This window comes from Amycolatopsis cynarae, from assembly GCF_026802195.1.
GTDB lineage: Bacteria > Actinomycetota > Actinomycetes > Mycobacteriales > Pseudonocardiaceae > Amycolatopsis_E > Amycolatopsis_E rhizosphaerae.
Genome location: NZ_CP113836.1, coordinates 3,589,198 through 3,612,164, shown reverse-complemented (window position 1 = coordinate 3,612,164; position 22,967 = coordinate 3,589,198). Strand labels below are relative to the sequence as shown.

The 22,967-nt window shown below is 72.0% G+C and carries 23 protein-coding genes; 12 read left to right on the top strand and 11 right to left on the bottom strand.

What is annotated here, in order from left to right:
• Positions 1-9 precede the first annotated feature (9 nt).
• Entirely contained in the window at positions 10-1,020 is a 1,011-nt protein-coding gene (locus tag ORV05_RS17340; protein ID WP_268759542.1) for a glycoside hydrolase family 172 protein, read from the bottom strand.
• A 174-nt stretch (positions 1,021-1,194) separates the two neighbouring features.
• Between ORV05_RS17340 and ORV05_RS17335 the strand changes: the two genes are divergently transcribed.
• The gene (locus ORV05_RS17335; protein WP_268759541.1) at positions 1,195-2,166 is read left to right on the top strand and encodes a DUF5914 domain-containing protein; all 972 of its coding nucleotides are present in this window, start codon (positions 1,195-1,197) and stop codon (positions 2,164-2,166) included.
• Here the strand turns inward: ORV05_RS17335 and ORV05_RS17330 are convergent.
• The 5 genes from ORV05_RS17330 to ORV05_RS17310 are packed head-to-tail and all read right to left on the bottom strand — an operon-like array spanning position 2,124 to position 5,488.
• Positions 2,124-2,600 (bottom strand): MSMEG_6728 family protein, encoded by a 477-nt coding sequence (locus tag ORV05_RS17330; RefSeq protein ID WP_268759540.1) that lies wholly within the window; start codon positions 2,598-2,600, stop codon positions 2,124-2,126. The genes ORV05_RS17335 and ORV05_RS17330 overlap by 43 nt on opposite strands.
• 2 nt (positions 2,601-2,602) lie before the next feature.
• Complete coding sequence (locus ORV05_RS17325) at positions 2,603-4,096, bottom strand: FAD-dependent oxidoreductase (RefSeq protein WP_407652765.1); 1,494 nt, start codon at positions 4,094-4,096, stop codon at positions 2,603-2,605.
• Complete coding sequence (locus tag ORV05_RS17320) at positions 4,093-4,851, bottom strand: class I SAM-dependent methyltransferase (protein ID WP_268759539.1); 759 nt, start codon at positions 4,849-4,851, stop codon at positions 4,093-4,095. The genes ORV05_RS17325 and ORV05_RS17320 overlap by 4 nt, the downstream gene beginning before the upstream one ends.
• Entirely contained in the window at positions 4,848-5,174 is a 327-nt protein-coding gene (locus tag ORV05_RS17315) for a lycopene cyclase domain-containing protein (RefSeq protein ID WP_268759538.1), read from the bottom strand. Before ORV05_RS17315 ends, ORV05_RS17320 begins: the two co-directional genes overlap by 4 nt.
• Positions 5,171-5,488: a lycopene cyclase domain-containing protein gene (locus ORV05_RS17310; protein ID WP_268759537.1), complete on the bottom strand. Its 318-nt coding sequence runs from the start codon at positions 5,486-5,488 to the stop codon at positions 5,171-5,173. Before ORV05_RS17310 ends, ORV05_RS17315 begins: the two co-directional genes overlap by 4 nt.
• Before the next feature lie 235 nt (positions 5,489-5,723).
• Here ORV05_RS17310 and ORV05_RS17305 point away from each other — a divergent pair, with 235 nt between their 5' ends.
• Positions 5,724-6,737, top strand: a complete 1,014-nt coding sequence (locus ORV05_RS17305; protein WP_268759536.1) for a hypothetical protein — start codon at positions 5,724-5,726, stop codon at positions 6,735-6,737.
• Positions 6,738-6,845: 108 nt separating this feature from the next.
• Here ORV05_RS17305 and ORV05_RS17300 read toward each other — a convergent pair whose 3' ends face one another.
• Positions 6,846-7,532, bottom strand: coding sequence for a TetR/AcrR family transcriptional regulator (locus tag ORV05_RS17300; protein WP_268759535.1), 687 nt, complete (start codon positions 7,530-7,532; stop codon positions 6,846-6,848).
• A gap of 155 nt (positions 7,533-7,687) precedes the next feature.
• Here ORV05_RS17300 and ORV05_RS17295 point away from each other — a divergent pair, with 155 nt between their 5' ends.
• A complete protein-coding gene (locus ORV05_RS17295; RefSeq protein ID WP_268759534.1) occupies positions 7,688-9,211 on the top strand; it encodes a long-chain-fatty-acid--CoA ligase in 1,524 nt (507 codons plus the stop codon).
• Positions 9,208-10,188 carry a phosphotriesterase family protein gene (locus tag ORV05_RS17290; RefSeq protein ID WP_268759533.1) on the top strand — a complete coding sequence of 327 codons (981 nt, stop codon included), beginning with the start codon at positions 9,208-9,210 and terminating at the stop codon, positions 10,186-10,188. Before ORV05_RS17295 ends, ORV05_RS17290 begins: the two co-directional genes overlap by 4 nt.
• On the opposite strand, the gene ORV05_RS17285 is transcribed toward ORV05_RS17290, so the two are convergent.
• Genes ORV05_RS17285 through ORV05_RS17275 form a run of 3 tightly spaced genes read right to left on the bottom strand, consistent with a single transcriptional unit; the run spans position 10,168 to position 12,736 of the window.
• Positions 10,168-10,950: an SDR family oxidoreductase gene (locus tag ORV05_RS17285; RefSeq protein WP_268759532.1), complete on the bottom strand. Its 783-nt coding sequence runs from the start codon at positions 10,948-10,950 to the stop codon at positions 10,168-10,170. The genes ORV05_RS17290 and ORV05_RS17285 overlap by 21 nt on opposite strands.
• Positions 10,950-12,128: an NADH:flavin oxidoreductase gene (locus ORV05_RS17280; protein ID WP_268759531.1), complete on the bottom strand. Its 1,179-nt coding sequence runs from the start codon at positions 12,126-12,128 to the stop codon at positions 10,950-10,952. Before ORV05_RS17280 ends, ORV05_RS17285 begins: the two co-directional genes overlap by 1 nt.
• The gene (locus ORV05_RS17275) at positions 12,125-12,736 is read right to left on the bottom strand and encodes a TetR/AcrR family transcriptional regulator (protein ID WP_268759530.1); all 612 of its coding nucleotides are present in this window, start codon (positions 12,734-12,736) and stop codon (positions 12,125-12,127) included. The genes ORV05_RS17280 and ORV05_RS17275 overlap by 4 nt, the downstream gene beginning before the upstream one ends.
• A 151-nt stretch (positions 12,737-12,887) precedes the next feature.
• On the opposite strand from ORV05_RS17275, the gene ORV05_RS17270 reads away from it, so the two are divergent.
• The 5 genes from ORV05_RS17270 (at position 12,888) to ORV05_RS17250 (ending at position 17,575) form a co-directional block, all read left to right on the top strand.
• Positions 12,888-13,175 (top strand): hypothetical protein, encoded by a 288-nt coding sequence (locus ORV05_RS17270; RefSeq protein WP_268759529.1) that lies wholly within the window; start codon positions 12,888-12,890, stop codon positions 13,173-13,175.
• On the top strand, positions 13,108-14,406 hold the full coding sequence (locus tag ORV05_RS17265) for an acyltransferase family protein (RefSeq protein ID WP_268759528.1): 1,299 nt from the start codon (positions 13,108-13,110) through the stop codon (positions 14,404-14,406). Before ORV05_RS17270 ends, ORV05_RS17265 begins: the two co-directional genes overlap by 68 nt.
• Positions 14,407-14,545: 139 nt before the next feature.
• A complete protein-coding gene (thrS, locus tag ORV05_RS17260; protein WP_268759527.1) occupies positions 14,546-15,763 on the top strand; it encodes a threonine--tRNA ligase in 1,218 nt (405 codons plus the stop codon).
• A gap of 166 nt (positions 15,764-15,929) precedes the next feature.
• Positions 15,930-16,484, top strand: coding sequence for a DUF488 domain-containing protein (locus ORV05_RS17255; RefSeq protein WP_268759526.1), 555 nt, complete (start codon positions 15,930-15,932; stop codon positions 16,482-16,484).
• Positions 16,481-17,575 carry a tellurite resistance/C4-dicarboxylate transporter family protein gene (locus ORV05_RS17250; RefSeq protein WP_268759525.1) on the top strand — a complete coding sequence of 365 codons (1,095 nt, stop codon included), beginning with the start codon at positions 16,481-16,483 and terminating at the stop codon, positions 17,573-17,575. The genes ORV05_RS17255 and ORV05_RS17250 overlap by 4 nt, the downstream gene beginning before the upstream one ends.
• Here the strand turns inward: ORV05_RS17250 and ORV05_RS17245 are convergent.
• Complete coding sequence (locus ORV05_RS17245) at positions 17,550-18,800, bottom strand: DUF6801 domain-containing protein (RefSeq protein ID WP_407652764.1); 1,251 nt, start codon at positions 18,798-18,800, stop codon at positions 17,550-17,552. The two genes, ORV05_RS17250 and ORV05_RS17245, sit on opposite strands and share 26 nt — an antisense overlap.
• Before the next feature lie 305 nt (positions 18,801-19,105).
• On the opposite strand from ORV05_RS17245, the gene ORV05_RS17240 reads away from it, so the two are divergent.
• From ORV05_RS17240 to ORV05_RS17230, 3 genes are all read left to right on the top strand, one after another.
• Positions 19,106-21,142, top strand: coding sequence for an AMP-binding protein (locus tag ORV05_RS17240; RefSeq protein WP_268759523.1), 2,037 nt, complete (start codon positions 19,106-19,108; stop codon positions 21,140-21,142).
• A gap of 302 nt (positions 21,143-21,444) precedes the next feature.
• On the top strand, positions 21,445-22,173 hold the full coding sequence (locus tag ORV05_RS17235) for a hypothetical protein (RefSeq protein ID WP_268759522.1): 729 nt from the start codon (positions 21,445-21,447) through the stop codon (positions 22,171-22,173).
• The gene (locus ORV05_RS17230) at positions 22,173-22,955 is read left to right on the top strand and encodes an MlaE family ABC transporter permease (protein ID WP_268759521.1); all 783 of its coding nucleotides are present in this window, start codon (positions 22,173-22,175) and stop codon (positions 22,953-22,955) included. Before ORV05_RS17235 ends, ORV05_RS17230 begins: the two co-directional genes overlap by 1 nt.
• Positions 22,956-22,967: the final 12 nt, after the last annotated feature.

Sequence of the window (22,967 nt, the reverse complement as noted above, 5' to 3'; positions counted from 1 at the left end):
GCCCGGCGGTCACCTCGTCCCGGGATGCTGGTACCAGAAGGCGGTGGTGGCCAGTTCCGCGCCGGTCAGTACCCGGTAGCGGCCCCCCGAGCGCCAGCCGAGGGCCTGGAGGGTCACCCGCAGGTCCTGTTCGAAGGTGATGGGATCGGGCAGATGCCAGCGGTAGAGGCCGAAACGCTGGCGCGGCCGGTAGATCGCCTCCGCGGGCTGCACCTGGGGCAGGCCGAGGTAGCGCGTGGAGTAGGCGCCGTAGCGGCCGCCGAGGTCGAAGTTCCAGGCGCCGCCGAAGTAGTCCTCGGTGCCGGTCCCGCAGATCGTCGGGAACTCCCCGTCCCCGTCGAGATAGAACTTGATCTCGCCTTCACCCCACCAGTCCGGCGCCTGGGGGCACAGGGCGAGGTAGGTGCCCGCGTAGTGCCCGCGGCCCCGCACCCCGTCCAGGATGGTGTGCACCCCGCTCTCCCCGACCGGGTCGCTGCGGCGCCAGGCCGCGTGCAGGTACGCCGCTTCGTCCGGAAGCTCCTGCTGCTGGTAGGTGACCTGGTAGTAGACGGGCACCACGGTGTCCCCGGCGTTGGCCAGGGTGACCCGCGCCCGGCGGCGGAACGGCATCGGCCAGTAGCTGTTGAAGCCCCCGGCGGGCAGGACCGCGACGGTCGCGGAGTCGACCAGGGCGAGCTCGCCCCAGCCGTTGCAGAAGAAATCACCCAGTGGCACGTCGACCGCGGGTCTGCGGTCGTCGTCCCAGTACAGCCGCAGCACCATTTCACGGAGTCGGCGCAGGTCGGTGGTGAGCCAGAAGTGCCGGATGATGCCCGGACCCTCGAGATCGGCCAGGGTCGCGGTGGAACCGGCGGGCAGGTCGATCGACGGGGAGACCTTCCAGCCGAGCCCCAGCTCGCGCGCGGCGAGCGCCCCGGTGCCGGTCGTGGCGCGCCCGCCTCCGCCCTTCGCCCCGGTGAAGTTCTCCGGGCTCACCGAGCGGGTGACGCCGGGGCCGAGCCGCCAGATCTCCTCCATGCCAGGCGATTATCCGCGCCTCGCCGCTGCCGTGGCGGCCGTGTTTTCACCCGGCGGGCCGGTTTCGCCCCGCCCGGGGCGGATACTCCCCAGGCCGCCCGGCCGGAGGGAGAGGCAAGAGTGACGGACCGTCGCAGAGGCCCGAGGTGGCCGAGGAAATGGCCGATCCAGCCCATGTCCCGTGCGGTGTGGGCGTCGCAGGAACCCACCTACCGGCAGGCTTCCCCTGCCCTGATCGAGGCCGCCGCGAAACGCGCGCAGGCTCGCCCGTCGGGGAACTGGTTCGCCTTCGCCGCCTCGGCACATGTCCGCCGGGACCGGCCGTTCGGTACCCGGGTGGCGGGCCGGGAACTGGTGGCCTGGCGCGACCGGCGCGGCGGACTGGTGGTCGGTCCCGGGCAGTGCCCGCATCTCGGGGCTCCGCTCGCGCGGGGACGGGTGGTCTGCGACGCGCTGGTCTGCCGCTGGCACGGGCTGGCGGTGGACGCCTCGGGCGGAACGGGCTGGGAACCGCTGCCCGGGCACGACGACGGGGTGCTGGTGTGGGTGCGGTTGGACGGCCCCGGGACCGAAACGCCCCTGCCCCGGCCCGTGCTCGGGGCGCGCCCCGCCCCGGCGGGCAGCGTGGCCGCGGTGACCACGCTGACCGGGGTCTGCGAGCCGGGCGACATCGTGGCCAACCGGCTCGACCCGTGGCACGGGGCCTGGTTCCACCCCTATTCGTTCGCACGCCTCGACGTGGTGAGCGCGCCAGCGATGGATGCCACCGCCGAAGACGACCGGTTCGTGGTGGACGTGACCTTCCGGGTCGGCCCCCGGCTCGGGGTGCCCGTGCGGGCCGAGTTCCGCTGCCCCGATCCGCGGACGGTGACCATGCGCATCGTCTCCGGCGAGGGAGCGGGCAGCGTGGTCGAAACCCATGCCACCCCGCTCGGCCCGGGTCCCGACGGCAGGCCCCGCACCGCCGTGCTGGAGGCCACCATCGCCACCTCCGGACGCACCGGGTTCGCGCTCGCCCGCCGCGCCGCGCCCGTGCTGCGGCCCCTGATGCGCCGCGCCGCGTCGCGGCTGTGGCGCGACGACCTCGCCTACGCCGAACGCCGCTACGCGCTGCGGGAGTCGCGGTCGGAATGGGGCCACACGTAGGGCAGATCGGGCGGCACACCGGGGAACCAGCGCCCGTAGTAGTCCGGGTCCTTGCGCATCAGCGCCGACTGGTGGCTGCGGTGGAACGCGAGATCCCCCAGCCAGTTCGGCAGATCCCCGGTCTCGGCCAGTTCCGGTTCGGTGCGGATCAGGCTGTGGCCGCGGGCCCGTGAGTAATCGCGCCGCAGGGTGTCCTCGCAGGTGTCGGCGCGGCCCTCGCGCCGCCAGACCTCGCACACGATGAGGCCGTACCGCGTCAGCGCCTCCTCGTAACCGGCCCACATGCGCACCGCCGGATGGTGGCGCCAGCCGTAACTGGGCACCGTGAGCGCCCGCAGGATCTGCAGCGCCTCCACGCGCTGCCTGCCAAGGCGCAGCGGGTCGAGCACCGACGCCGAGGCCGCGAAATCGGGATAGGGCAGGAACGTCTGCATGGTCAGCCCAGCCGGGCGAGGGCGCGCAGGGCGCGGGTGCGGCCGTGGGTGGGCACCGTGGTCAGGGCGTGCCCGGCGACGCCCCACCCGGCGAGCAGGTGGTTGGCCGCGAGCCGCCCGGTGACCGCGGCGCGTTCCATCAGCGCCACCGGCAGGTCGACCCGGATCCCGTCCCCGGCCAGGGCCAGGCCGGGGACCGGTCCGGCGATCTCCGGCCGCCAGAAGAACGTGCCCGGGGCGAACAGGGGGCAGTCGGCCCGCCATTCGGCGCGGTCGTCCAGGATCCGTGCCCGCCGGGTCTCCGGGTACACCTCGTGCAGGCGTGCCAGCAGCCGGTCGCCGGTCGTGTCCGGTTCGCTCACGGCGTAGGCGTGCACCTCCACCACCGAACCGCCCGAGCGGTGCGCCCAGGCGGCCGCGTCCCGGTCGTACCGGTCGAGCACACTGATGTTGTCCAGCGGTGGCATCCCGCCGGTGGCGAGGAAGGCGGGCCGGTCCTCCCGCACCGGCCGGTCCAGCCACAGCCTCCGCACCAAAAACGGCGGTGCGTTCTCCTGCCGGGCGATGCGCTCCCGCCATTCGGGCGGGCCGAGCGGCGAGCCGGCGACCAGGGCGCGCAGGCCCGCGGGATCCAGCGCCAGCACCACGCCGTCGGCCGGGTAGGCCCGGTCCGCGTGCACCACGAAACCCTTGCCGTGGCGCTCCACGGCGGTGACCGCGGTCGCCGGATGCGCGACGGTGCCCAGCCGGGCGAGCCGGTCGGCCAGCGGGGCCCACAGCAGGTGGAACGGCGCGGTCGGCACGTCGAACAGCAGCCCCTCGGCGGAGCCGAGGAAGTACAGGTGGAACATCAGCGCGAGTTCGCCCGCCGAGAGCCGGCGCGGCGGGGCGAAGAAACTGCGCGAGAACACGTCGAACGCCAGATGCCGGGCCGCCTCGGGAAACCGGACGCGGGCCAGGAACTCCTCGGCATCGACCGCGTCGAGCAGGCGGTAGATGCCGGGCACGGTCACGTCCAGCAGGGGCAGCGCCGCGCGAGGGTCGACCCGCAGCAGGTCGGTCACCGTGAACGTGGGGCTGCGCAGGACGAAACCGGCGGCGTTCCACGGCGGGGTGCGCGGCAGGCCGCGAAAGGTGTCCACCCGGCCGTCCGGGCCGGCCAGCGGGTAGTCCGGAAGCGGCCGCAGTTCGGCGCCCGCGCGGGCCAGCAGTGCCCGCAGCGTGTAGTACTGCCGGAAGAAGGCGTGGAACCCGCGGCTCATCCCGGTCGTGCCGCCGTCGGTGAGCGTGACCGTCCAGCCCCCGGCCCGGCCACCCCAGTAGGGCCGCCGCTCGAACAGGTCGACGGCCACCCCGCGTTCGGCCAGCGTGGTCGCCGCGGACAGCCCGGCGATACCGCCGCCGATCACCGCCACCCGCCGTCCTTCTTCGGCGCGCGGCCGCCCCGCGGGGGCGGGATGCCGCTCCCTCAGCCGGTCCCTCCCCAGCCCGTTCACGAGCGGGGGCTCCTGTGTCCTGCGGGACACCCGCACCCGGTCGGCCTGCACGAACAGGGGCTTCGCCAGTTTCGTTCATGCGGCCTCCGCGCCCGGAACGTGTGCGTGATGCCCCGCTGCCACCCCGGCATCGTGCGGGCGGTGACGTCGCCGAATCCGGCCCGCCCCAGCCGGGCGGCGAAGGCCGTGGCGCCGTCGAAAGCGGTCACGCTGCGCCACAGGTACCGGTACAACTCCGCGTCGCCCGATACCACGCGGCCCAGCGGGATGATCACCGACCAGCACACCGCGTGCCAGGTCAGGCGCGCGGCCAGGCCGCCCGACAGGCTGTAGTCGTGCACCACCAGCACCCCGCCCGGCCGCAGCAGCTCGCGGAACGCGGCGAGCGCGGCGTCCGGTTCGGGCAGGTTGCGGACCAGGTAGGCGGCGAACACCGCGTCGAACGGTTCCTCCCCGGCGAGGTCGGCCTCCTCGATGCGGCTGTGCACGAACCGCACGCTCTCCGGCCAGTGCTTGCGGCGTGCCTCGGCGAGCATGCCCGCCGAGGCGTCCACCGCGACGATCCGCGCGCGCGGCGCGGCGGCGAGCACGGCGGCGGTGGAGGCGCCAGTGCCGCAGCCCGCGTCGAGCACCCGCCGCGCGCCGAAGGGGATCGCGCCGGCCGAACGGCGCAGTTGCGCGTGGTAACCCGGGTTGAACCCGACCAGCCGGTCGTAGCTGTCCGCGCCGCGGTCGAACGCGGCAGGCACGCTCATGCGGCCCGGCCTGGCGCCTGGCGGCCCGCCCGCACCCACAGCAGCAGCGTCAGGGTGATCAGGCTGAAGCCGAACAGGTAGTCCTCCACCGGAATGTCGAAGGGGAAGCGCAGCCCGGTCAGCTCCGCGTGGTCGTACCGGACGATGGGGGAGGACAGCTTCGTCAGCCAGCCGTCCGCGCCGATCTGGAAGGCGAAGACGATGACCATCGTGATCCAGTAGCCGGGGCGGCGGAACAGGCCGGTGCGCAGCCACAGCAGTTCCAGCGCCACCACCACGGGCACCGACGCCACCGCGGGCAGCGTGTAACCGAGTTCGGTCATCGGCGTGCCCTGCCGAGCAGGCGTTCGACCGTCTCGAACGACAGCAGCCCGCACAGCGGGATGACCAGGAAGAACAGCGCCTCCTCCAGCGGCAGGCCGAACGGCAGGCGCACGCCGAGCAGGTAGCGCGGGTCGTAGTCCCAGACGCCATTGACCACCGCGAGGACATCCCAGACTCCGAAGACGGCGGCCGCGGGCAGCACGGCGCGTGCCAGCCGGGCCGGCTGGCGGTACACGCGGGAGCCGGACAGCTCCAGCGGTAGCGTCACGGCGAGGCAGGCGCCGAGCAGGAACAGGTACTGCCAGTGATCCATCGCCTCCACCCTCCCGGCTGTAGTCGGCGACAGAGGTACTGCCCGCATCGGGCCCCGCGGAAACACCGTGCCGCCTCCGCCGGGATGACATCCACCGGCCGTGTTTCGCACCGGTGCCGTTCACCCGTGGTTCGCCGACGGGGACAAGGCTGTGCCGGGCATCGAACGGACCGGTACCAAGCGGCCTTCGACCGGCCCGGATTTCCCCACCGGTTCGACGGGTAAGGAGCAGTAAGTGCGCAGACGGCATCGGTCCGGCCTGGCCGCGGCGGCGGCCGTGGCGGTGGCCGCGAGCCTGGGAGCGGCGGCCCCGGCCACCGCCGCCGCGGAGGGGTACACCTTCGCGGTCATCGGCGACATCCCCTACGGCGCGACCCAGATCGCGAACTTCCCGAAGGTGGTCGCGCAGATCAACGCCGACCCGGCCGTGCAGTGGGTCGACCACCTCGGTGACATCAAGAACGGGTCCACGGTCTGCAGCGACGAGTACTTCCAGCAGATCAAGGGTGATTTCGACCAGTTCGCCGACCCGCTGGTCTACACCGTCGGCGACAACGAGTGGACCGACTGCCACCGGCCGAACAACGGCGGCTACAACCCGCTGGAGCGGCTGGCGAAGATCCGCCAGGTGTTCTTCCCGCAGCCCGGCCGCACCCTCGGGCAGCACGCCGCTCGCGTGCAGACCCAGGCCGCGCAGGGGATTCCGGAGAACGTCCGGTGGGAGCGCGCGGACGTCGCGTTCGCCGCGGTGGACGTGGTGGGCAGCAACGACAGCCTCGCCCCGTGGACCGGGCAGACCGCGCCCACGCCCGAGCAGGCCGCCGAGGTGCTGGCCCGCACGTCCGCGGTGATCCAGGAAATCCACGACACCTTCGCCGACGCGCGGCGCCACCACGACCGCGCCGTCACGGTGCTCATGCAGGCCGACATGTTCGACCCGACCGTCACCAACCCGTCGTTCGCCGACTACTACGGCTTCCAGCCGATCGTCGCGGCACTGGCCCGGGAGGCGGCCGGGTTCGACGGCCCCGTGTACCTGTTCAACGGCGACAGCCACGTCTACAACAGCGACCAGCCGCTGGCCGCCGGGTCGAAGTGGCTGTCGTTCTACGGGATCACCAGCCCGGTGCCGAACCTTTCCCGGGTGACCGTGGACGGCTCCACGGGAGTGAACAACTACCTGCGCGTCTCGGTGCAGGAGCGCGGGCCGCAGGTGCTGACCTGGACCCGCGTCCCGTTCAGCTTCTGAGCCGCGCCGTGAAGGTGTGTCCGCGGTCGGTGCTGTGGAGGGCACGGGCATGATGGCCGAATCGACTGTGAAGGGACCCTTCACGGCCAACGCCGGGGCGAGCCGTCGTCAGGCTTCTTCGTGGTCCCAGGGGCGGCCGCCGAGGATGGCCAGGTGGAGGCGGACCAGGGTGTCCTCGAGGTCGGTCAGCCGCGTTTGTCCACTGTGTACCGCGGCGCGGACCAGTTCGGTGGTGGCACCCACCGCGGCGAGGTAGGCCTCCTGGGGCACGGCGGGGACCCGCGGATCGGCGGCCAGTGCGCGCTGGTGCCACACCTCGTTCAGCCGGGCGAAGCGGCGCTGCGCCTCGACCAGCCGGGCCAGCGCCCGCGGCCCGGCGCTGGGGAACTCCAGGTAGAACACGCGCGTGAACTCGGGTTCGCCGGTGAGGAACCGCAGGAACGCCCGGCAGGCCACCCGCAGCGCCTCGGCGGGCGCGGTCTCCCTGGGCAGGGCGCCGGTTTCGGCGGTGATCCGGTCGATGAGCACGCGGCGGCCGTAGCGCGTCGCGGCGAGCAGGCATTCGTCCTTGTCCGCGAAGTGGGCGTAGAAGGCGGCGCGGGAAACCTTCGCCCGGGACACCACGTCGGCGACGGTGACGCGCAGGTATCCGCTCTCGGCCGACGCGGCGATGATCGCGCGGATGAGGCGTTCCCGCTGGGCGGCGCGGACGGCGTCGGCGGGCAGGCTCGCGCGCCCGCGCGGCAGGCCCGGTTCCTGCTCGTGGGTCCGGGCCAGCGATCCCTCTTGCTTCATGGTCCCCTCGCTTCTAAAGTACTGCCTCGTACGTATGAAACACCCACGCTTCACCGCCGTCCCGGCAGAGCGTAACCCCTGTTCAGGCGGGGGTGGCCGGGCCGCACCGCCGGAAGGCATTCAGGTTCTCGACGTAGCGAGCCGAATGGAGAAGGATGAGTTTCAATCTCGCCACCATGCTCAGGCAGTCCCGGCTGAGCGATCCCGGCAAGGCGCTCTGCCATTTCGGCGATCTGACCTTCAGTTACGCGCAGGTCGACGAGATCTCCGGCCGGGTAGCGGCGAGCCTGCGCGGGCTCGGGCTCGAACCCGGCGACAAGGTGGCCGTGCAACTGCCCAACGTGCCGCAGTTCCTGTTCACCTACTTCGGCATCCTCAAGGCCGGACTGGTGATGGTGCCGCTCAACCCGCTGCTGCGCGCCGCGGAAATCTCCTACCATCTCCAGGATTCCGACGCCCGCCTGCTGGTGACCTTCAGCGGGTTCGCGGAGGAGGCGCTCAAGGCGGCGTCCGAAGTGGACGGCGTGGCGACCTATCTGGTCACCCCGCCGGGGGAGACCGCGGTGCCCGAGGGTGCCCGCCACTACGACGAGCTCTACCGGGCCGAGGACACCGGCGACCTCGAACCCACCAACGCCGACGACACCGCGGTGCTGCTCTACACCAGCGGAACCACCGGACGGCCCAAGGGGGCGGAGCTGACCCATTTCCAGCTCTACATGAACTGCACGGTCGGCGGCGAGCTGTTCGGCTTCAACCCCGCCGACGTCGGCATCGCCGTGCTGCCGCTGTTCCACGTCTTCGGCCTGTCGAGCGTGCTCAACGTCGCCATCCGCTACGGCGGCACGCTCGTGCTCGTGCCGCGGTTCGAGGCGGGCCCGGTCCTCGACGCGATCGAACGGCACCGGGCGACCATCTTCTCCGGCGTGCCCACCATGTACTTCGGCCTGCTGCGCGAAGACCTTTCCAACCGCGACCTTTCCTCCCTGCGCGTGGGCATTTCGGGCGGTGCGGCGATTCCGGGTGAAACCATCCGCGAGTTCGAAGAACGCGTGCCCGGGGTGGTGATCCTGGAGGGCTACGGCCTTTCGGAGACGGCGAGCACCACCACCTTCAACATCAGTGCCGAGCAGCGCAAGGTGCTGTCCATCGGCAAACCCCTGTGGGGCGTGGAAGTCCGGATCGTGGACGAGGAGGACCGGCCGCTGCCGCCCGGCCCCGAGCACGTCGGCGAGATCGTGATCCGCGGCCACAACGTGATGAAGGGCTACTACAAGCGGCCCGAAGCCACCGCCGAGGCGTTCCGGGGAGGCTGGTTCCACACCGGCGACCTCGCCTACGCCGACGAGGACGGCTATCTGTTCATTGTGGACCGCAAGAAGGACCTGATCATCCGCGGCGGCTACAACGTCTATCCGCGTGAGATCGAGGAAGTGCTCTACACCCACCCCTCCGTCGACGAGGCCGCCGTCATCGGCAGGCCCGACGAGAAGTTCGGTGAGGAGGTCGTGGCCGTCGTCAGCGCGAAGGCCGGGACCGAGGTGGCCGAAGAGGAGATCATCGCCTACTGCCGGGAACGGCTGGCGGCCTACAAGTACCCCCGCGAGATCCGCCTGGTTCCCGAACTGCCCAAGGGCCCGACCGGCAAGATCCTGAAGAAGGAGCTGCGCACCTCATGAGCGAAGTGTCCACGGTCCGCGGCCCGGTCGCCGCCGCCGCTCTCGGCCGCACCTACATGCACGAACACATCTTCACCCTCACCGCGGACGTGCAGCAGAACTATCCCGACGAGTGGGGCGACGAGCAGGCGCGCCTCGACGACGCCGTCGAGAAGCTGAGCGCACTGGCCGCACAGGGTGTCCAGACCATTGTGGACCCCACCGTGGTGGGGCTGGGCCGCTACATACCGCGCATCGCCAAGATCGCCGAACGGGTGCCGCAGCTCAACATCGTGGTGGCCACGGGGATCTACACCTACGACAGCGCCCCGTTCTTCTTCGAGTACCGCCCCCCGATGCCCGGTCACCCGGACCCCATGACGGAGATGTTCGTCCGCGACATCACCGAGGGCATCGCCGGTACCGGGGTGCGGGCCGGGATGCTCAAGTGCGCCATCGACCACCACGGCTTGACGCCCGGCGTGGAGCGCGTGATGCGCGCGGTCGCCCAGGCCCACCTGCGGACCGGCATCCCGGTCACGGTGCACACCCATCCCGGGTCGAGGGCGGGCCTGGAGGTCAAGCGGGTCCTGTGCGACGAAGAGGGCGTCGACCCGCGCCGGGTGGTGCTCGGGCATTCCGGTGACACCACCGACTGCGACCACCTGGCCGAACTCGCCGAAGCCGGGTTCGTGCTGGGCATGGACCGGTTCGGCATCAACCTGGAGACGACCTTCGAGGCCCGCGCCGACACCCTCGTCGAGATGTGCCGGCGCGGGTACGCCGAGAGCATGGTGCTGTCGCAGGACGCGTCGTGCTACATCGACTGGGTCGACCCGCTCCTGCTGGAGCAGCTCCCGCAGTGGCACTACCTGCACATCGGTGACGACGTGCTGCCGTACGTGCGGGAGCGCGGCGTCACCGAGAAGCAGATCGAAACGATGCTCGTCCACGTGCCCCGGCGGGTGCTGGAACCGTCAGAACCGGCTGGGGCGTAGCAGGGCGTCGACACCGCCGTCGATGACGAACTGGGCACCGTGGACGAACCCGGCGCGCGGGCTCATCAGGTAGGCGATGAGCGAGGCGACCTCCTCCGGCCGCCCGTGCCGCGGGATCGGGGCGACGAACTCCCGGATCGCCTGCCCGTACCGGGGATCGGCCTCCCCGGCCCGGAGCAGCGGGGTTTCCACCGAGCCGGGAGCGACGGTGTTGACGCGGACGCCGGCGGCCCCCCATTCGGGGACCCGCCGGCGCACCGCGACCGTCAACGCGTTCTTCGACGCGGCGTAGGCGTACTGGCCCCGGTACTCGCCCGCGGCCGCCACCGCGGCGTCCACTGCGTCCACTTCGGGCTCGTCCCCGCTTTGCACGAGCGGGGCGAGCGGGTTCTCGTCCCAGGTGACGTGGGTCGAGGCGACCGAGGACACCACCACGGCGGCGGGGTCTTTTCCCCTGCGCAGCGCGGGAAACAGCCCGTCGAGCAGCGCGACGGTGCCGAAGTAGTTGACCCCGGCGATCAGGCCGGGATCGTCGACCTGCGGACCCAGCCCGGCGCAGGCGACGAAACCGTCGAGCACCCCGTCGCACCGGGAGAGCACGCCGTCCACGGCCTGCTCGCGGCCTTCCGGAGTGCTGAGGTCGGCGATGACTTCCGCGTCGCGAAGGTCCACCCCGATGATCCCGGCGCCGGAGCGCCGCAGCTCTTCGGCGGTGGCGGCGCCGATTCCCGACGCGGAGCCGGTGATCGCGATGGTGGGCATCAGTGCCTCCCGGGTTCGGCGAGCACGCAGTGCGTGCCGCGGTAGATGGTGGGCATGCATTTGTTGCAGTGGACGCACAGCGACCGCGCCGCCGGGTCGGCCTGGATACGCCGCGGCAGGTCGGGTTCGCGCAGCAGGGCGCGCGCCATGGCGACGAAGGCGAAACCCTCGGCCATCGCCAGGTCCATGGTCTCCTTGCGGGTGATCCCGCCGAGCAGGATCAGCGGCAGCTTCAGCGCGGCGCGGAACTGCAGCGCGCGGTCGAGCAGGAACGCCTCCTGGTAAGGGTAGCTGCGCAGAAACCGCCCGCCCGCCAGCCGGATGCCCAGGCGCAGCGGCTGGGGGAACTGCGCGGCGAACTCGCGGACCGGGGCGTCCCCGGTGAACAGGTACAGGGGGTTGAGCAGCGAGCTGCCCGCGGTGAGTTCGAGTGCGTCCACCGAACCGTCGGCTTCCAGCCACCGCGCGACCTGGATGCTCTCGTCCAGCCAGAAACCGCCGGGCACCCCGTCGTCCATGTTGAGCTTGGCGGTGATGGCGATCCGGTCGCCCACCGCGTCCCGCACCGCGCGGGCGACGCCGAGCGCGAGCCGCGCCCGGTTGGCGAGGCTCCCGCCGTAGCCGTCCTTGCGGCGGTTGAGCTTCGGGCTCAGGAATGAGCTGATCAGGTAGTTGTGGCCGAAATGCAGTTCCACGGCGTCGAACCCGGCCTCGGCGGCGGTGCGGGCGGCCTCGGCGTGCGCGGCGGTGATGCGCTCCAGATCGGCGGTGGTGGCGGCCTTGATCATCCTCAGGCTCAGTGGGCTCGGCATCGCCGTCGGCGCCAGCGCGGGCAGCCGGTTGGACGCCCCGTTGGCGACCGGGCCCGCGTGGCCGAGTTGGGCGCTGACCGCGGCTCCCTCGGCGTGCACCGCGTCGGTGAGCCGCCGCAACCCCGGCACCGCCTCGGGCCGCATCCAGATCTGGTGCCGGTCGGTGCGGCCCTCGGGTGCGACCGCGCAGTAGGCGACGGTGGTCATGCCGACCCCGCCGCGCGCCGGGCGCAGGTGGTACTCGATCAGCTCGTCGGTGACCAGCGCGTCCGGGGTGGCGCCTTCGAAGGTGGCGGCCTTGATGATGCGGTTGCGCAGTTCGAGCGGCCCGAGCCGCGCCGGGGCGAAGACGTCGGGCGCGCTCATGCGGCGGCCAGCCCGGCGATCACGAACCCGCGGAGCGTGCCGAGCGGCAGGGGGCTGGTGCGCGGGGTGCGGGCCAGCGGGTCGCCGAAGAACTGCAGCACCAACTGGAAGGCCAGGCTCCAGCGCTCGGTGGCTTCCCGCTCGCTCAGTCCGGGCCGGGCGGCCCGCAGCAGTTCCGTCCAGGAACGCAGGCCGAACCACCGCGAGGTCCATTCGAGCCGGTGGCCGCCGAGCACGACCCTGGCCAGCAGGTGCAGGCGCAGCCGCCCGACCGGGTCGGCGGCGAGTTCGCCCAGCGGGCCGAGGATCACGTCGACCAGTTCGGGCACGCAGGGCACCCGGCCGTCCCGCCGCCGCCGTTCGAGGAGGTCCAGCGCGTCCTGCCAGATCGGGGCCAGCCGGTCCTCCAGCAGGGCCGCCACCAGCGCGTCCTTGGAACCGAAGTGGTAGTGCACGGCGGCCGGGTTCATCCCGGCCGCGGTGTTGATCGCCCGGACGGACACGGCGTCGTAGCCCGATTCGAGCAGGAGGCGTTCGGCCACGGTCAGCAGCCGTGCCCGGGTCGACTCCGACTCCGATACCGCCTCCACGGTCGTGCTTTCGCTCATGCCCCGAGTACAGCGCATCTCCCGCCGGGATTCAAGCAACGATTCAAACAGTGATTGAAGACCGAGGGTCACCGCGGTGCGGGACCTTCTTCTCTCGGCGGACGGCCCCGGCGGCGGACAGACTCGTCGGCGGTGGGGACAGGAGGCGGTGATGAATCAGGCGACGAACCACGACCCGGACTACGAGCCGGAATTCCGGCCGGAGGCCGACCAGGGCCGCACGATCGAGGTGCGGGTCTTCCGCGACGACGAACTGGTGCAGCGTGAGCTCTGCGAATCGGAGGAGCAGGCCGCCGAGGTGGTCGAGGCGTGGGCGGAGGTCGACGGGGTCACCACGGAGGTCGACGACCTGTCGTTCCACCACCGTCCCGGTGACCTGCTCGAACCCGAGCCCGCCGAAGAGCCCGACGAGGACTATCCCGCCGAGCCCCGCGCGTGAGCTTTCCGCCGACCTCTACCGCGTGTTCGCCGTGGTCGTGGTGGTGGCCGGGCACTGGCTGGCCGCTTCGATCACCTTCCGGAACGGCCGTTTCGGCGACGACGCGGTGCTGGCCGGCCTGCCGCCGGCCCGCTGGCTGACGCTGTTCTTCCAGGTCATCCCGATCCTGTTCCTGGTCGCCGGATACGCCTGCGCCGCCTCCTTGACCCGGTGGGGCGGCGACTGGCGGCCCTGGCTGCGGCGCCGGGCCCTCGGCGTGTTCGGGCCCGCCACGCTGTACGTGGCGGTGGTGACGGCCGGGGTGGCCGCCGCCGTCGTGTCGCATGTGGACGCCCGGCAACTCGCCTACGGCGCGGGCGCGGTGTCGCTGCACCTGTGGTTCCTGCCGCTGTACCTGATCCTGGTGGCCCTTTCCCCGCTGCTGCTCGCGGCCCAGCGCCGCTGGGGCCTGGCCGTACCGGGCTCGCTGGCCGCGGCCGTGGTGGTGGCCGCGATGATCCCCGCAGTGGCGCCCGCGAACTTCGTGTTCGGCTGGGCGGCGGTGTACCAGTGCGGCATCGCCTGGTTCACCGGGGAACTGCGCGGGCGCCGGGCGTGGTGGCTCGCGGGGGCGGGCGCAGTGGCCCTCACCGGACTGCTCGCCTCCGGCCGGTATCCGCTGAGCATGGTGGGTGTGCCGGGGCAGGCCGTGCGGAACACCTCTCCACCGACCCCCGCGCTGCTCGCGTTCGGCCTGGCGCAGGCCGGTCTCCTGGTGGGCGCCGCCCCGGCCGTCACGGCCTGGCTGCGGAGGTCGAGGATCCGGGGCGGCCTCGCGCGGCTGAACACCCTGGCGATGGCGCTGTACCTGTGGCACATGGTTCCGGTCGTGCTGGTCGCGCCGGTGGTGTACCCGCCGGGGCTGTTCCCGCAACCGCCGCTCGGTTCGGCGTTCTGGTGGTGGACCCGCCCGGCCTGGCTCGCGATCCTGGCGGTGGTGATGGCTATCCTGCTGGTGCCACTGGGCCTGCTGCGGCCCCACCTCGCCCGGTGGCGCGGTTTTCCCTTGCCCGTCGGGGAAACCCGGCTCACCCCGGTGCTTCTCGCCGGTGTCGCGCTCGCGGTGGGGGCGCTGCTCGTGCTCGCGATCGGGGGATTCGCCCCCGGGGGAGCGTTGCCACTGGCGACTTTGGGGCTCTACTTCGCCGGAGTGGCGCTGACCGCCCTGCACGGCCGTGATCTGCTACGGTGACGCCATGCAGCGTGCCGCCAGCACTACGACGCCGGAGAGTGTCCCGGCGCGCTGACCGTTGTCATCGAAAGCCCCGGGGCGGGTGCCCCGGGGCTTTTTCGTGTGGTCACCCGTCTCGCGTGAACGAGAGGAGACCACCGTGCACGATCACCGCAAGCTCGGCCGGGAGCTGGGCCTGTTCGGCAGCGATCCGCTGATCGGCGCCGGACTGCCGTACTGGCTGCCCGACGGCGCCGTCGTCCGCCACACCCTCGAGGAGTACATCCGCGAAGAGGAACGCCGTGCCGGCTACCGGCATGTGTACTCACCGGTGCTGGGAAAGCGGGAACTGTACGAGATTTCCGGCCACTGGTCGCACTACCGGGACGACATGTTCCCGCCGATGGAGCTCGGGCGAGAGCAGGTCGTGCTGCGGCCGAGCCTGTGCCCGCACCACGCGCTGATCTACCGTTCGCGCGACCACAGCTACCGTGAACTGCCGCTGAGAATGGCGGAACTGGGCGGAATGTACCGCGCGGAACTGTCCGGTGTGCTCGGCGGGCTGAGCAGGGTACGCGGGATCCATCTCAACGACGCCCACATCTTCTGCACCCTGGAGCAGGCGGCGGGCGAGGCCGCCGCGGCGCTGGCGATGATCGGCCGCGCGTACGCCGCGATGGGCATCCGGGCCGCACGGTACCGGCTTTCACTGCCAGGTCCCGGCGGGAAGTACGTCGAGGCACCGGAAATGTGGCCGCGTGCGGCCGCGCTGCTCACCGAGGTGCTCGATGCGTCCGGTGTGGACTACGAGGCCGCACCGGGCGAGGCGGCCTTCTACGGACCGAAGATCGACGTGCAGGTGGCGGACGGCGCGGGACGGGAGGCGACCCTGTCCACCGTGCAGATCGACTTCCACCAGCCCGAACGCTTCGATCTGCGCTACCTCGGGCCGGACGGCGCGCGGCACCGCCCGGTCATGGTGCACCGCAGCATCGTCGGGAGCGTGGAACGCGCGGTGGCCCACCTGATCGAGGAGCACGGCGGGGCCTTCCCGGCCTGGCTCGCGCCGGTCCAGCTGGTGGTCCTGCCGATCTCCGACGACGAGTCGGACCTGGCGGCGGATTTCGTGCGGCGGGCGAGCGGGCTCGGGCTCCGGGCGGAGCTCGCCGGACCGGAGCGGGGCAGCCTCGGCGCCCGGATCCGGTCGGCCCGGCTCGTGCCGTACCAGGCGGTGATCGGCGCGCGGGAAGCCGCGGCGGACCAGGTCGCGCTGCGGCTCCGCGACGGACGGAGGCTCGACGCCCGGCCCGGCACCGAGGTCCTGGCCACCCTCGCCGCCCTCGTCGCCGCCCGCTCCACCGCCCTCTGGCCTGAGTGAGCCCCACCTTCCGCGCTTCGTGTCCCACCCTCAAGCGCCTGTGTCCCACCCTCAAGCGCCTGTGTCGAGGGGTCCCCTCACGGCCGTATCGACCGTGAGGGGACCTCTCACGGCGCCGCATTTAAGGGCTGGGCGTGAGCGGAGGCTGGGTGGGAACACCTGGTGCGTGGAGACCACCCGGCCCGCGGTGCTGACCTTCGGCCACGGAACGGCGGGCGCCGCCGAACTGGCCCGGTTGCTGACCGGGGCCGGGGTCCGGTGCGTCGTGGACGTGCGCAGCGTGCCGGGCAGCCGCCGCAATCCGGACGCCGGGCGGGAGGCGCTGCAGCGGTGGCTTCCGGGTGCGGGCCTCGGCTACCGGTGGGACCGGCGGCTCGGCGGCTGGCGCAGGCCGCAGCCGGACAGTCCGGACACCGCCTTGCGCCACCGTTCCTTCCTCGGCTATGCCGGGCACATGAGGTCGCCGGATTTCCTGGTCGCGATCGGAGAACTGCTCGCCGGCGCCGCGGAGCGCCCCACCGCCGTGATGTGTGCGGAGTCGCTGTGGTGGCGCTGCCACCGCAAGATGATCGCCGACTTCCTGGTACTGGCCACCGGCACCGAGGTGCGCCACCTGCTGCACGACGGAAGCGTGCACGTGCACCGGCCCAGTCCCGAAGCACGCCTGGACGAGCGGACCGGTCTGCTCGTCTACGACGTGCGCCCGGAGCCGATCTCGTGACGGGGCGGTCCACGGCCGGGGTGGTGCGCGACCTCGATCCCGGGGTGTTCGCCTTCGTGATGGCGACCGGCATCGTGTCCTTCGCCGCCTCCGTGCTGCGCCTGACGGTGGTGTCGGCGGCGCTGTTCGTGCTCGCGTCCGCCGGGTATGTGCTCCTGCTCGCCGCCTCCGCCTGGCGGTTCGCGCGGTGGCGGGGCCATTTCCTCGCCGACGCGGTGAGTCCGCGCGGGTTCGCGCTGCTCACCTTCGTCGCCGCCTCCGCGGTCCTGGCCGGCCGGTTCGCACTGGCCGGGGCCGCGGGGGTGTGGGCGGTGCTGCTCGCCCTCGGCGCCCTCGGCTGGCTCGTGCTCGGCTACGGGATCCCGCTGGGCCTGATCGCCGATCCCGGCCGCAGGCGGCGCCGCTGGGGCCTCGACCTGGTCGACGGCACCTGGTTTCTGTGGGTGGTGGGCGTCCAGTCGCTCGCCGTCGCCGCGCTGGAGGAGTCCCGCGCGCCCGCGGCGCTCACGGCGGGGGCACTGGTGTGCTGGGCGATCGGGCTCGTGCTGTACCTCCTGCTGGCCGCGCTGGGCCTGGCCCGCCTGCTCACCCGCCCGGTCACCCCCGCCGAGCTGACCGCGCCGTACTGGGTGTTCATGGGTGCCGGGGCCATCAGCGTGCTCGCCGGCGCACGGCTGCTGGCCTTCCCCGAACCCGCCCGCCTGGTCCCGCACGCGCTCGTGGCCGGGGTTTCGCTGCTGCTGTGGTCGTTCTGCACCTGGCTGATCCCGCTGCTGGTCGCGCTGGGCGTGTGGCGTCATCGGGGCGGCGGGGTGCCGCTGCGGTACGACGGGGAGCTGTGGAGCATGGTCTTCCCGGTCGGGATGCACGCCGTCGCCACCGGGCAGCTGGGCCACGCCACCGCGACCGGCTGGCTGGTCGCGCTCGGCCGGGGCGAGGCGTGGGCGGCGCTGGCGGTGTGGACGCTGGTGTTCCTGGGCATGGTCCGGGCCTGGGGTGTCGACCGGGCAGGCAAGGGAGCCCGCCCCGGCAGAAGTGCCGGGGCGGGCTCCGGTGATGCCGGTGCTAGGAGGACTTGGGGGAGAGGGTGACGTCGATGGTGTTGCCGGGGCCGGTGGCGAGCGCGCTGATCAGGTTGTTGAGCGGGCCGCAGCCGGTGAGCGGGGCGATGTCGTAGGTGCCGGACAGCTTGCCGCCGTTGAGCGGGTCGAAACCGGCGCCCGAGGTGAGCTTGATGTCGGAGGGCGAGGAGGAGCGGCAGTTCGGCGACTTGCTGATCGGGAAGCCGAACAGCTTGATCACCGGCAGCTTGATGGTGGTCTTGCTGTCGGAGGCGAGCACCCCGCCCGAAAGCGTGCCCGTGGTCTTGCCCTCCTGCTGGAAGGCCACGTTCGCGGTGACCGGGATGAACCAGAACAGCGAGGCCCGCATCCGCGTCGGGTCGAGGTTCAGGTCGGCGGTGAACGCGCCGGTCGCCAGGTCGAGGTCGGCCGCGATGCCGCCGGAGAGCGGCACCTTCGCGTTGAGCGTCTTCAGCGTGGACGATCCGCGAAGGCCGTAGCTGTACTGGATTCCGCCGCCACCGGGCGCGCTGGTGGAGGTGGTGGGCTGGGTGGTCGGTGGCTGGGTGGTGGGCGGCTCGGTCGTGGTGGGCTGGGTGGTGGGCGGCTCGGAGGTGGTGGGCTGGGTGGTCGGTGGCTGGGTGGTGGGCGGGGTGCTGGTGGGCGCGTCGGCGATCTGGATCGTCGCCAGGGTGTTGTTCTGGCCCGCCACCTGCGTGCACTGCGAGTCGAAGGTGCCGAGGCCGGTGTCGGTGCCGTCGGCCTTCTTCGGGTGCAGGGTCAGCTTGATGTCGCCGACGGTGATCGTGGCGGTGCCCGCCTTGGTGAAGGTCAGCGACGGCGCGCTGCCGGTGGCGGTGACCTGGAACGAGCCCGAGGAGGGCACCGGGGTCGGCGGGATGGTCGCGGGCACGGTGACGGGCACGGTGCCTTCGGGCGCGTTGACCGTGGAGGCGGCCGCCGCGCTGCCCTCCACGGTGGCCGCGCCGACCAGGGACAGGCCCTGGGTGGCGGTGGACGGCACCGTGGAGACGGTCTTGACGTCGAACGCGGGGGTGGGCTGGCCGACGGTCGCGGTGGCGGGGATGTCGGCGCTGAGGGCGATCTGCAGCGTCTGGGTCCCGATCAGGGGGAACGGGCAGCTGTAGTTGAGCGTGAGCGAAGCCGGTGCGGCCGCGCCCGTCCCGGCCCCCGCCAGCAGGGCGGTGACCGCCGTGCCGGCGACCACCGCCGAGGAACTGGCGGCCGCGATCACTTTTCTCATTCTCTTGCGATTGTTCACTCTGCTCCTCCGGGAGTATCTGCGGTGATACTTCGAACCGCGTGAGGAAATGGCGGAATCGAATGTCCTACCGGCGGGTAAGGTAGCTTTGTGAAAAGTGCGGCCGCAAGGCTTTCCGGAGGGGGCGGCGGGAAGTTGTCACCGGTTCACAGGGCGGGTATCGGCCGGATTGGCATGCGGGGGCTAATGTTGGCGGGAGCATCGGGATGGTCCCTCTTCCGCGCGAAACACCCGCAGCGTTGTTGACCTCGTGCCAGGAACCTCCGTAGCTTCGTCGGATGCCTGACTGCGTGACCCTCGAGCTCGTCGTCGATCACCCGAGGTCTGCCGTCTGGGAAGCGCTCACCGATTTGGAGCTCTACCCCCGGTTCTTCCGGGGGGTGGGCGTCTGCGAGCGCAAGGACGACGGCGGCACCGGGCAGTGGTACCGCCTGCGGGCGAACGTGTGCGGGCCGCCCGCCGAGCACACCCTGCGGGTCCTGCTCAACCGCCGCGGCGAGCAGTTCGTCCTCGACAGCGAACCCAACACGGCCGGCTGCGTCTCGGTCCAGCTCGCCGACGCCGAGAACGGCGGCACGGCGCTGCGGTGCATCTTCTTCCGCCCCGACGGCGGTTTCCGGCGCAGTGTGGCCGAAATCCGGCAGTGGGCGCGCGACGGGCTGGAGCGCCTCGGCCGCCACCTGGCCGGTGAGCCCGAACCGCTGCCGTCGCCACGCCCGCCGACCACGCTGCAGATCGCGAACACGCTGGTCACCGCCGGGGTGATCACGCCGGGACGACCCGACCGGCTGATCCGGCAACTGGCCGCGCTCAACCGCTGGGGCGCCACGCTGGCCGGCGGCTACACCGCGGCCGCCGCCCGCTCCCCGCACGAGACGGCCGTGACCGACGACGGCGGTACCCGGTGGAGCTTCCAGGAACTGTCCCGGCTGGCCGACCGGCTCGGCGGGCTGCTGGGCAAGCTCGGCGCGGGCGAGGGGGCGCCGGTGGCGCTGCTCGCGCGCAACCACGCCCGGTTCGTGCTGACCCTGCTGGCCTGCGGCAAGATCGGCGCCGATGTCGTGCTGCTCAACACCGGTCTCGCCGAACCGCAGGTCATCGACGCCGTGCTCCGGCACGAGGTGAGGGTGCTCATCGCCGACGACGAGTTCGCCGGGGTACTGCGCGCGCTGCCCGCCGACGCCGTCGTGGTGAGCACCGATGAGCTGGGCAACCTCATCGAGGACGCACCCCAGGTGCGGCTCGCGCCGCCGTCCCGTCCGGGCAGGCTGGTGGTTCTCACCTCGGGGACCACGGGGGCGCCGAAGGGCGCGCGCAGACCCACCCCGAAGGGGCTCTCCACGGCCGTTTCGCTGCTGTCGCGCATTCCGCTGCGGGCCGGGGAGCGGATGCTCGTGGCCGCCCCGCTGTTCCACGCGTGGGGACTGTCGGCACTGCAGGTGGGCATGCCCCTGCGCGCGAACCTGGTGCTGCAGCGGCGCTTCGACGCCGAAGCGTGCCTGCGGGCGGTGGCCGAGCACCGGTGCACGTCGATGTTCGTGGTCCCGGTCATGCTGCAGCGCATCCTCAACCTCCCCGAAGAGGTGCGCGCCCGCTACGACACCTCCAGCCTGCGCGTTGTGGCGAGCAGCGGTGCGGCGCTGCCGGGTGCGCTGGTCACCGCCTTCCAGGACGCCTTCGGTGACGTCCTCTACAACTTCTACGGCTCGACCGAGGTCTCCGCCGCCGCCGTGGCCACGCCCGCGGACCTGCGTGCCGCGCCCACCACCGCGGGCCACCCGCCGCTGGGCACCACGCTGGCGATCCTCGGCCCGGAGGGGGAGCGCCTTCCGCCGGGCGAGGTGGGCTGGATCCACGTCGGCAACGACATGCTCTTCGACGGCTACACCGACGGCAGCCGCCGGGACGTGCGGCACGATCTGATGGACACCGGGGACCGGGGCTACCTGGACGCGGACGGGCGGCTGTTCATCTCCGGCCGCGCGGACGACATGATCATCTCCGGGGGAGAGAACGTGTTCCCGAGAGCGGTCGAGGAGGCGCTGGCTTCGTTGCCGGAGGTGGAGGATTCCGCCGTGGTGGGCGTGCCGGACACCGAGTACGGGCAGCGGCTGGTCGCCTTCGTGGTGGCCCGGCCCGGTGCCGCGCTCGACGCCGACGAGGTGCGGGAACACGTCCGGCGGCGGGTCGCGCGGTTCGCGGTGCCCCGCGACGTGGTGTTCGTGGCGGACCTGCCGCGCACCCAGACCGGCAAGGTGCTCAAGCGGGTGCTGCTGGAAAGCGGCTGGTACGCGGGCGGCACCATCACCCCCTGAGCCCCGGCCGTGGTGCCGTGAAGGGTTCCTTCACGGCCCGCTCCGGCCCTCCGGTGAGGAACGCCTCACGGCGGCTCTTTCTCGTCCCGAGGTGACAGAAAACCGCCTGCCGAATTCGGAGGTGAATGACAAAATCCGCGTGGGCCGATTCCGGGATGACAGTGGGCGGCACGCTTTTCACGCATCGCCGTGACAAGAAGAACCCGATTTCCGGACCGCCTCGGAAAGGCATTGCCGGGGCCGGACAGGCGTGGGTAACGTCGCCGCCGTCCGCTTTCCCCTCACCCGCCGGGAATCACTTGATGAAGCCGTCCGGTGCCTTTCGCGTCCTGCGTGCGACCGCCGCCGCGGTGGGTGCGGTGACCGCGGCCGCCGTGCTGCCCGCGGCGAACGCCGCGCCCGTCACCGGCTCACCGGCGGGCACGGCCACCGCGACCGGCAACACCGCGAACACCGCCGCGGCCCAGCCCGGCGGGCCGTTGCTGACCGCGAAGTTCCTCGTCGACGGGACCTCCCGGATCGCCAAGCTCGGCTCGGATCTGGTGCTGCGGCAGGGCACCTTCGACGCCGGCCTGTACCAGGGCGACGGCACCACGATCCGCATCGAAGGGGATCTCTCGCTGCCCGCCACCCCCGGGTACTTCCTCGCCTTCCGGTTCATGCCGGTCACCAGCCGGGTCGCGCTGCCGCAGGACGGGAAGGCCACCGGCACCGCCGACATCAGCGGAGGACTGTTTACACCGAAGATCGACGTGACGGTCCGGGTGTACCTGGTGCTCAGCGAGGTCGCCGAGGACGGGCAGCCCATCGCGGTCGGCCCGGACTGCCGCACCCGTTCGCCGCTGGTGATCCCGATGCGCGGGCAGACCGCGCTGACCCCAGGGGCGAAGTCCACCATCGAGTCCACTTTCGACATCCCGCCGTTCACCGGCTGCGGCGTCGGCGAGGACCTGGACCCGCTGATGACCGGCCTGATCTCCGGCCCCGGCAACACGATGAAGACCACGCTCACCACGGTCGGGATCGGCTGATGGGCGCGGGAATCTCCTTCGGGCGCGGGGCCGCCGCCCAGTTCGGCCAGTTGTGCGCCCTCGGTGCCGACGTGCTGGTGGCGATGTTCCGGCGGCCCGTGCAGTGGCGCGAGTTCGTGCGCCAGTTCTGGTTCGTGGCCAGCGTGTCGATCCTGCCCGCCGCGCTCGTGTCCATCCCGTTCGGCGCGGTGATCACCCTGCAGCTCGGCTCGCTGACCAGCCAGCTCGGCGCCGAGGCGTTCAACGGCGCGGCCAGCGTGCTCGCGGTGATCCAGCAGGCCAGCCCCATCGTGACCACGCTGGTCGTGGCCGGCGCGGGCGGATCGGCGATCTGCGCCGAACTCGGCTCCCGCACCATCCGCGAGGAGATCGACGCGATGGAGGTGCTCGGGGTCTCGGCGGTGCACCGGCTGGTGGTGCCGAGGGTGCTCGCCGCGACCGTGGTCGCGGTGCTGCTCAACGGGATGGTCGGCTTCGTCGGGGTGAGCGGCGGCTACGTGTTCAACGTGCTCGTGCAGGGCGGTACGCCGGGTGCGTTCCTGGCCAGCTTCTCCTCCCTGGCCCAGCTCCCGGACCTGTGGATCGGCGAGATCAAGGCGGTCGCGTTCGGCTTCCTCGCCGGGCTGGTCGCCTCCTACCGCGGCCTGCACCCCAAGGGCGGCGCCAAGGGGGTCGGCGACGTGGTGAACCAGTCCGTGGTGATCACCTTCCTGCTGCTGTTCTTCGTCAACTTCGTGTTCAGCGTGATCTACCTGCGGCTCGTCCCGGCGAAGGGAGCCTGAGTTGACCACCGT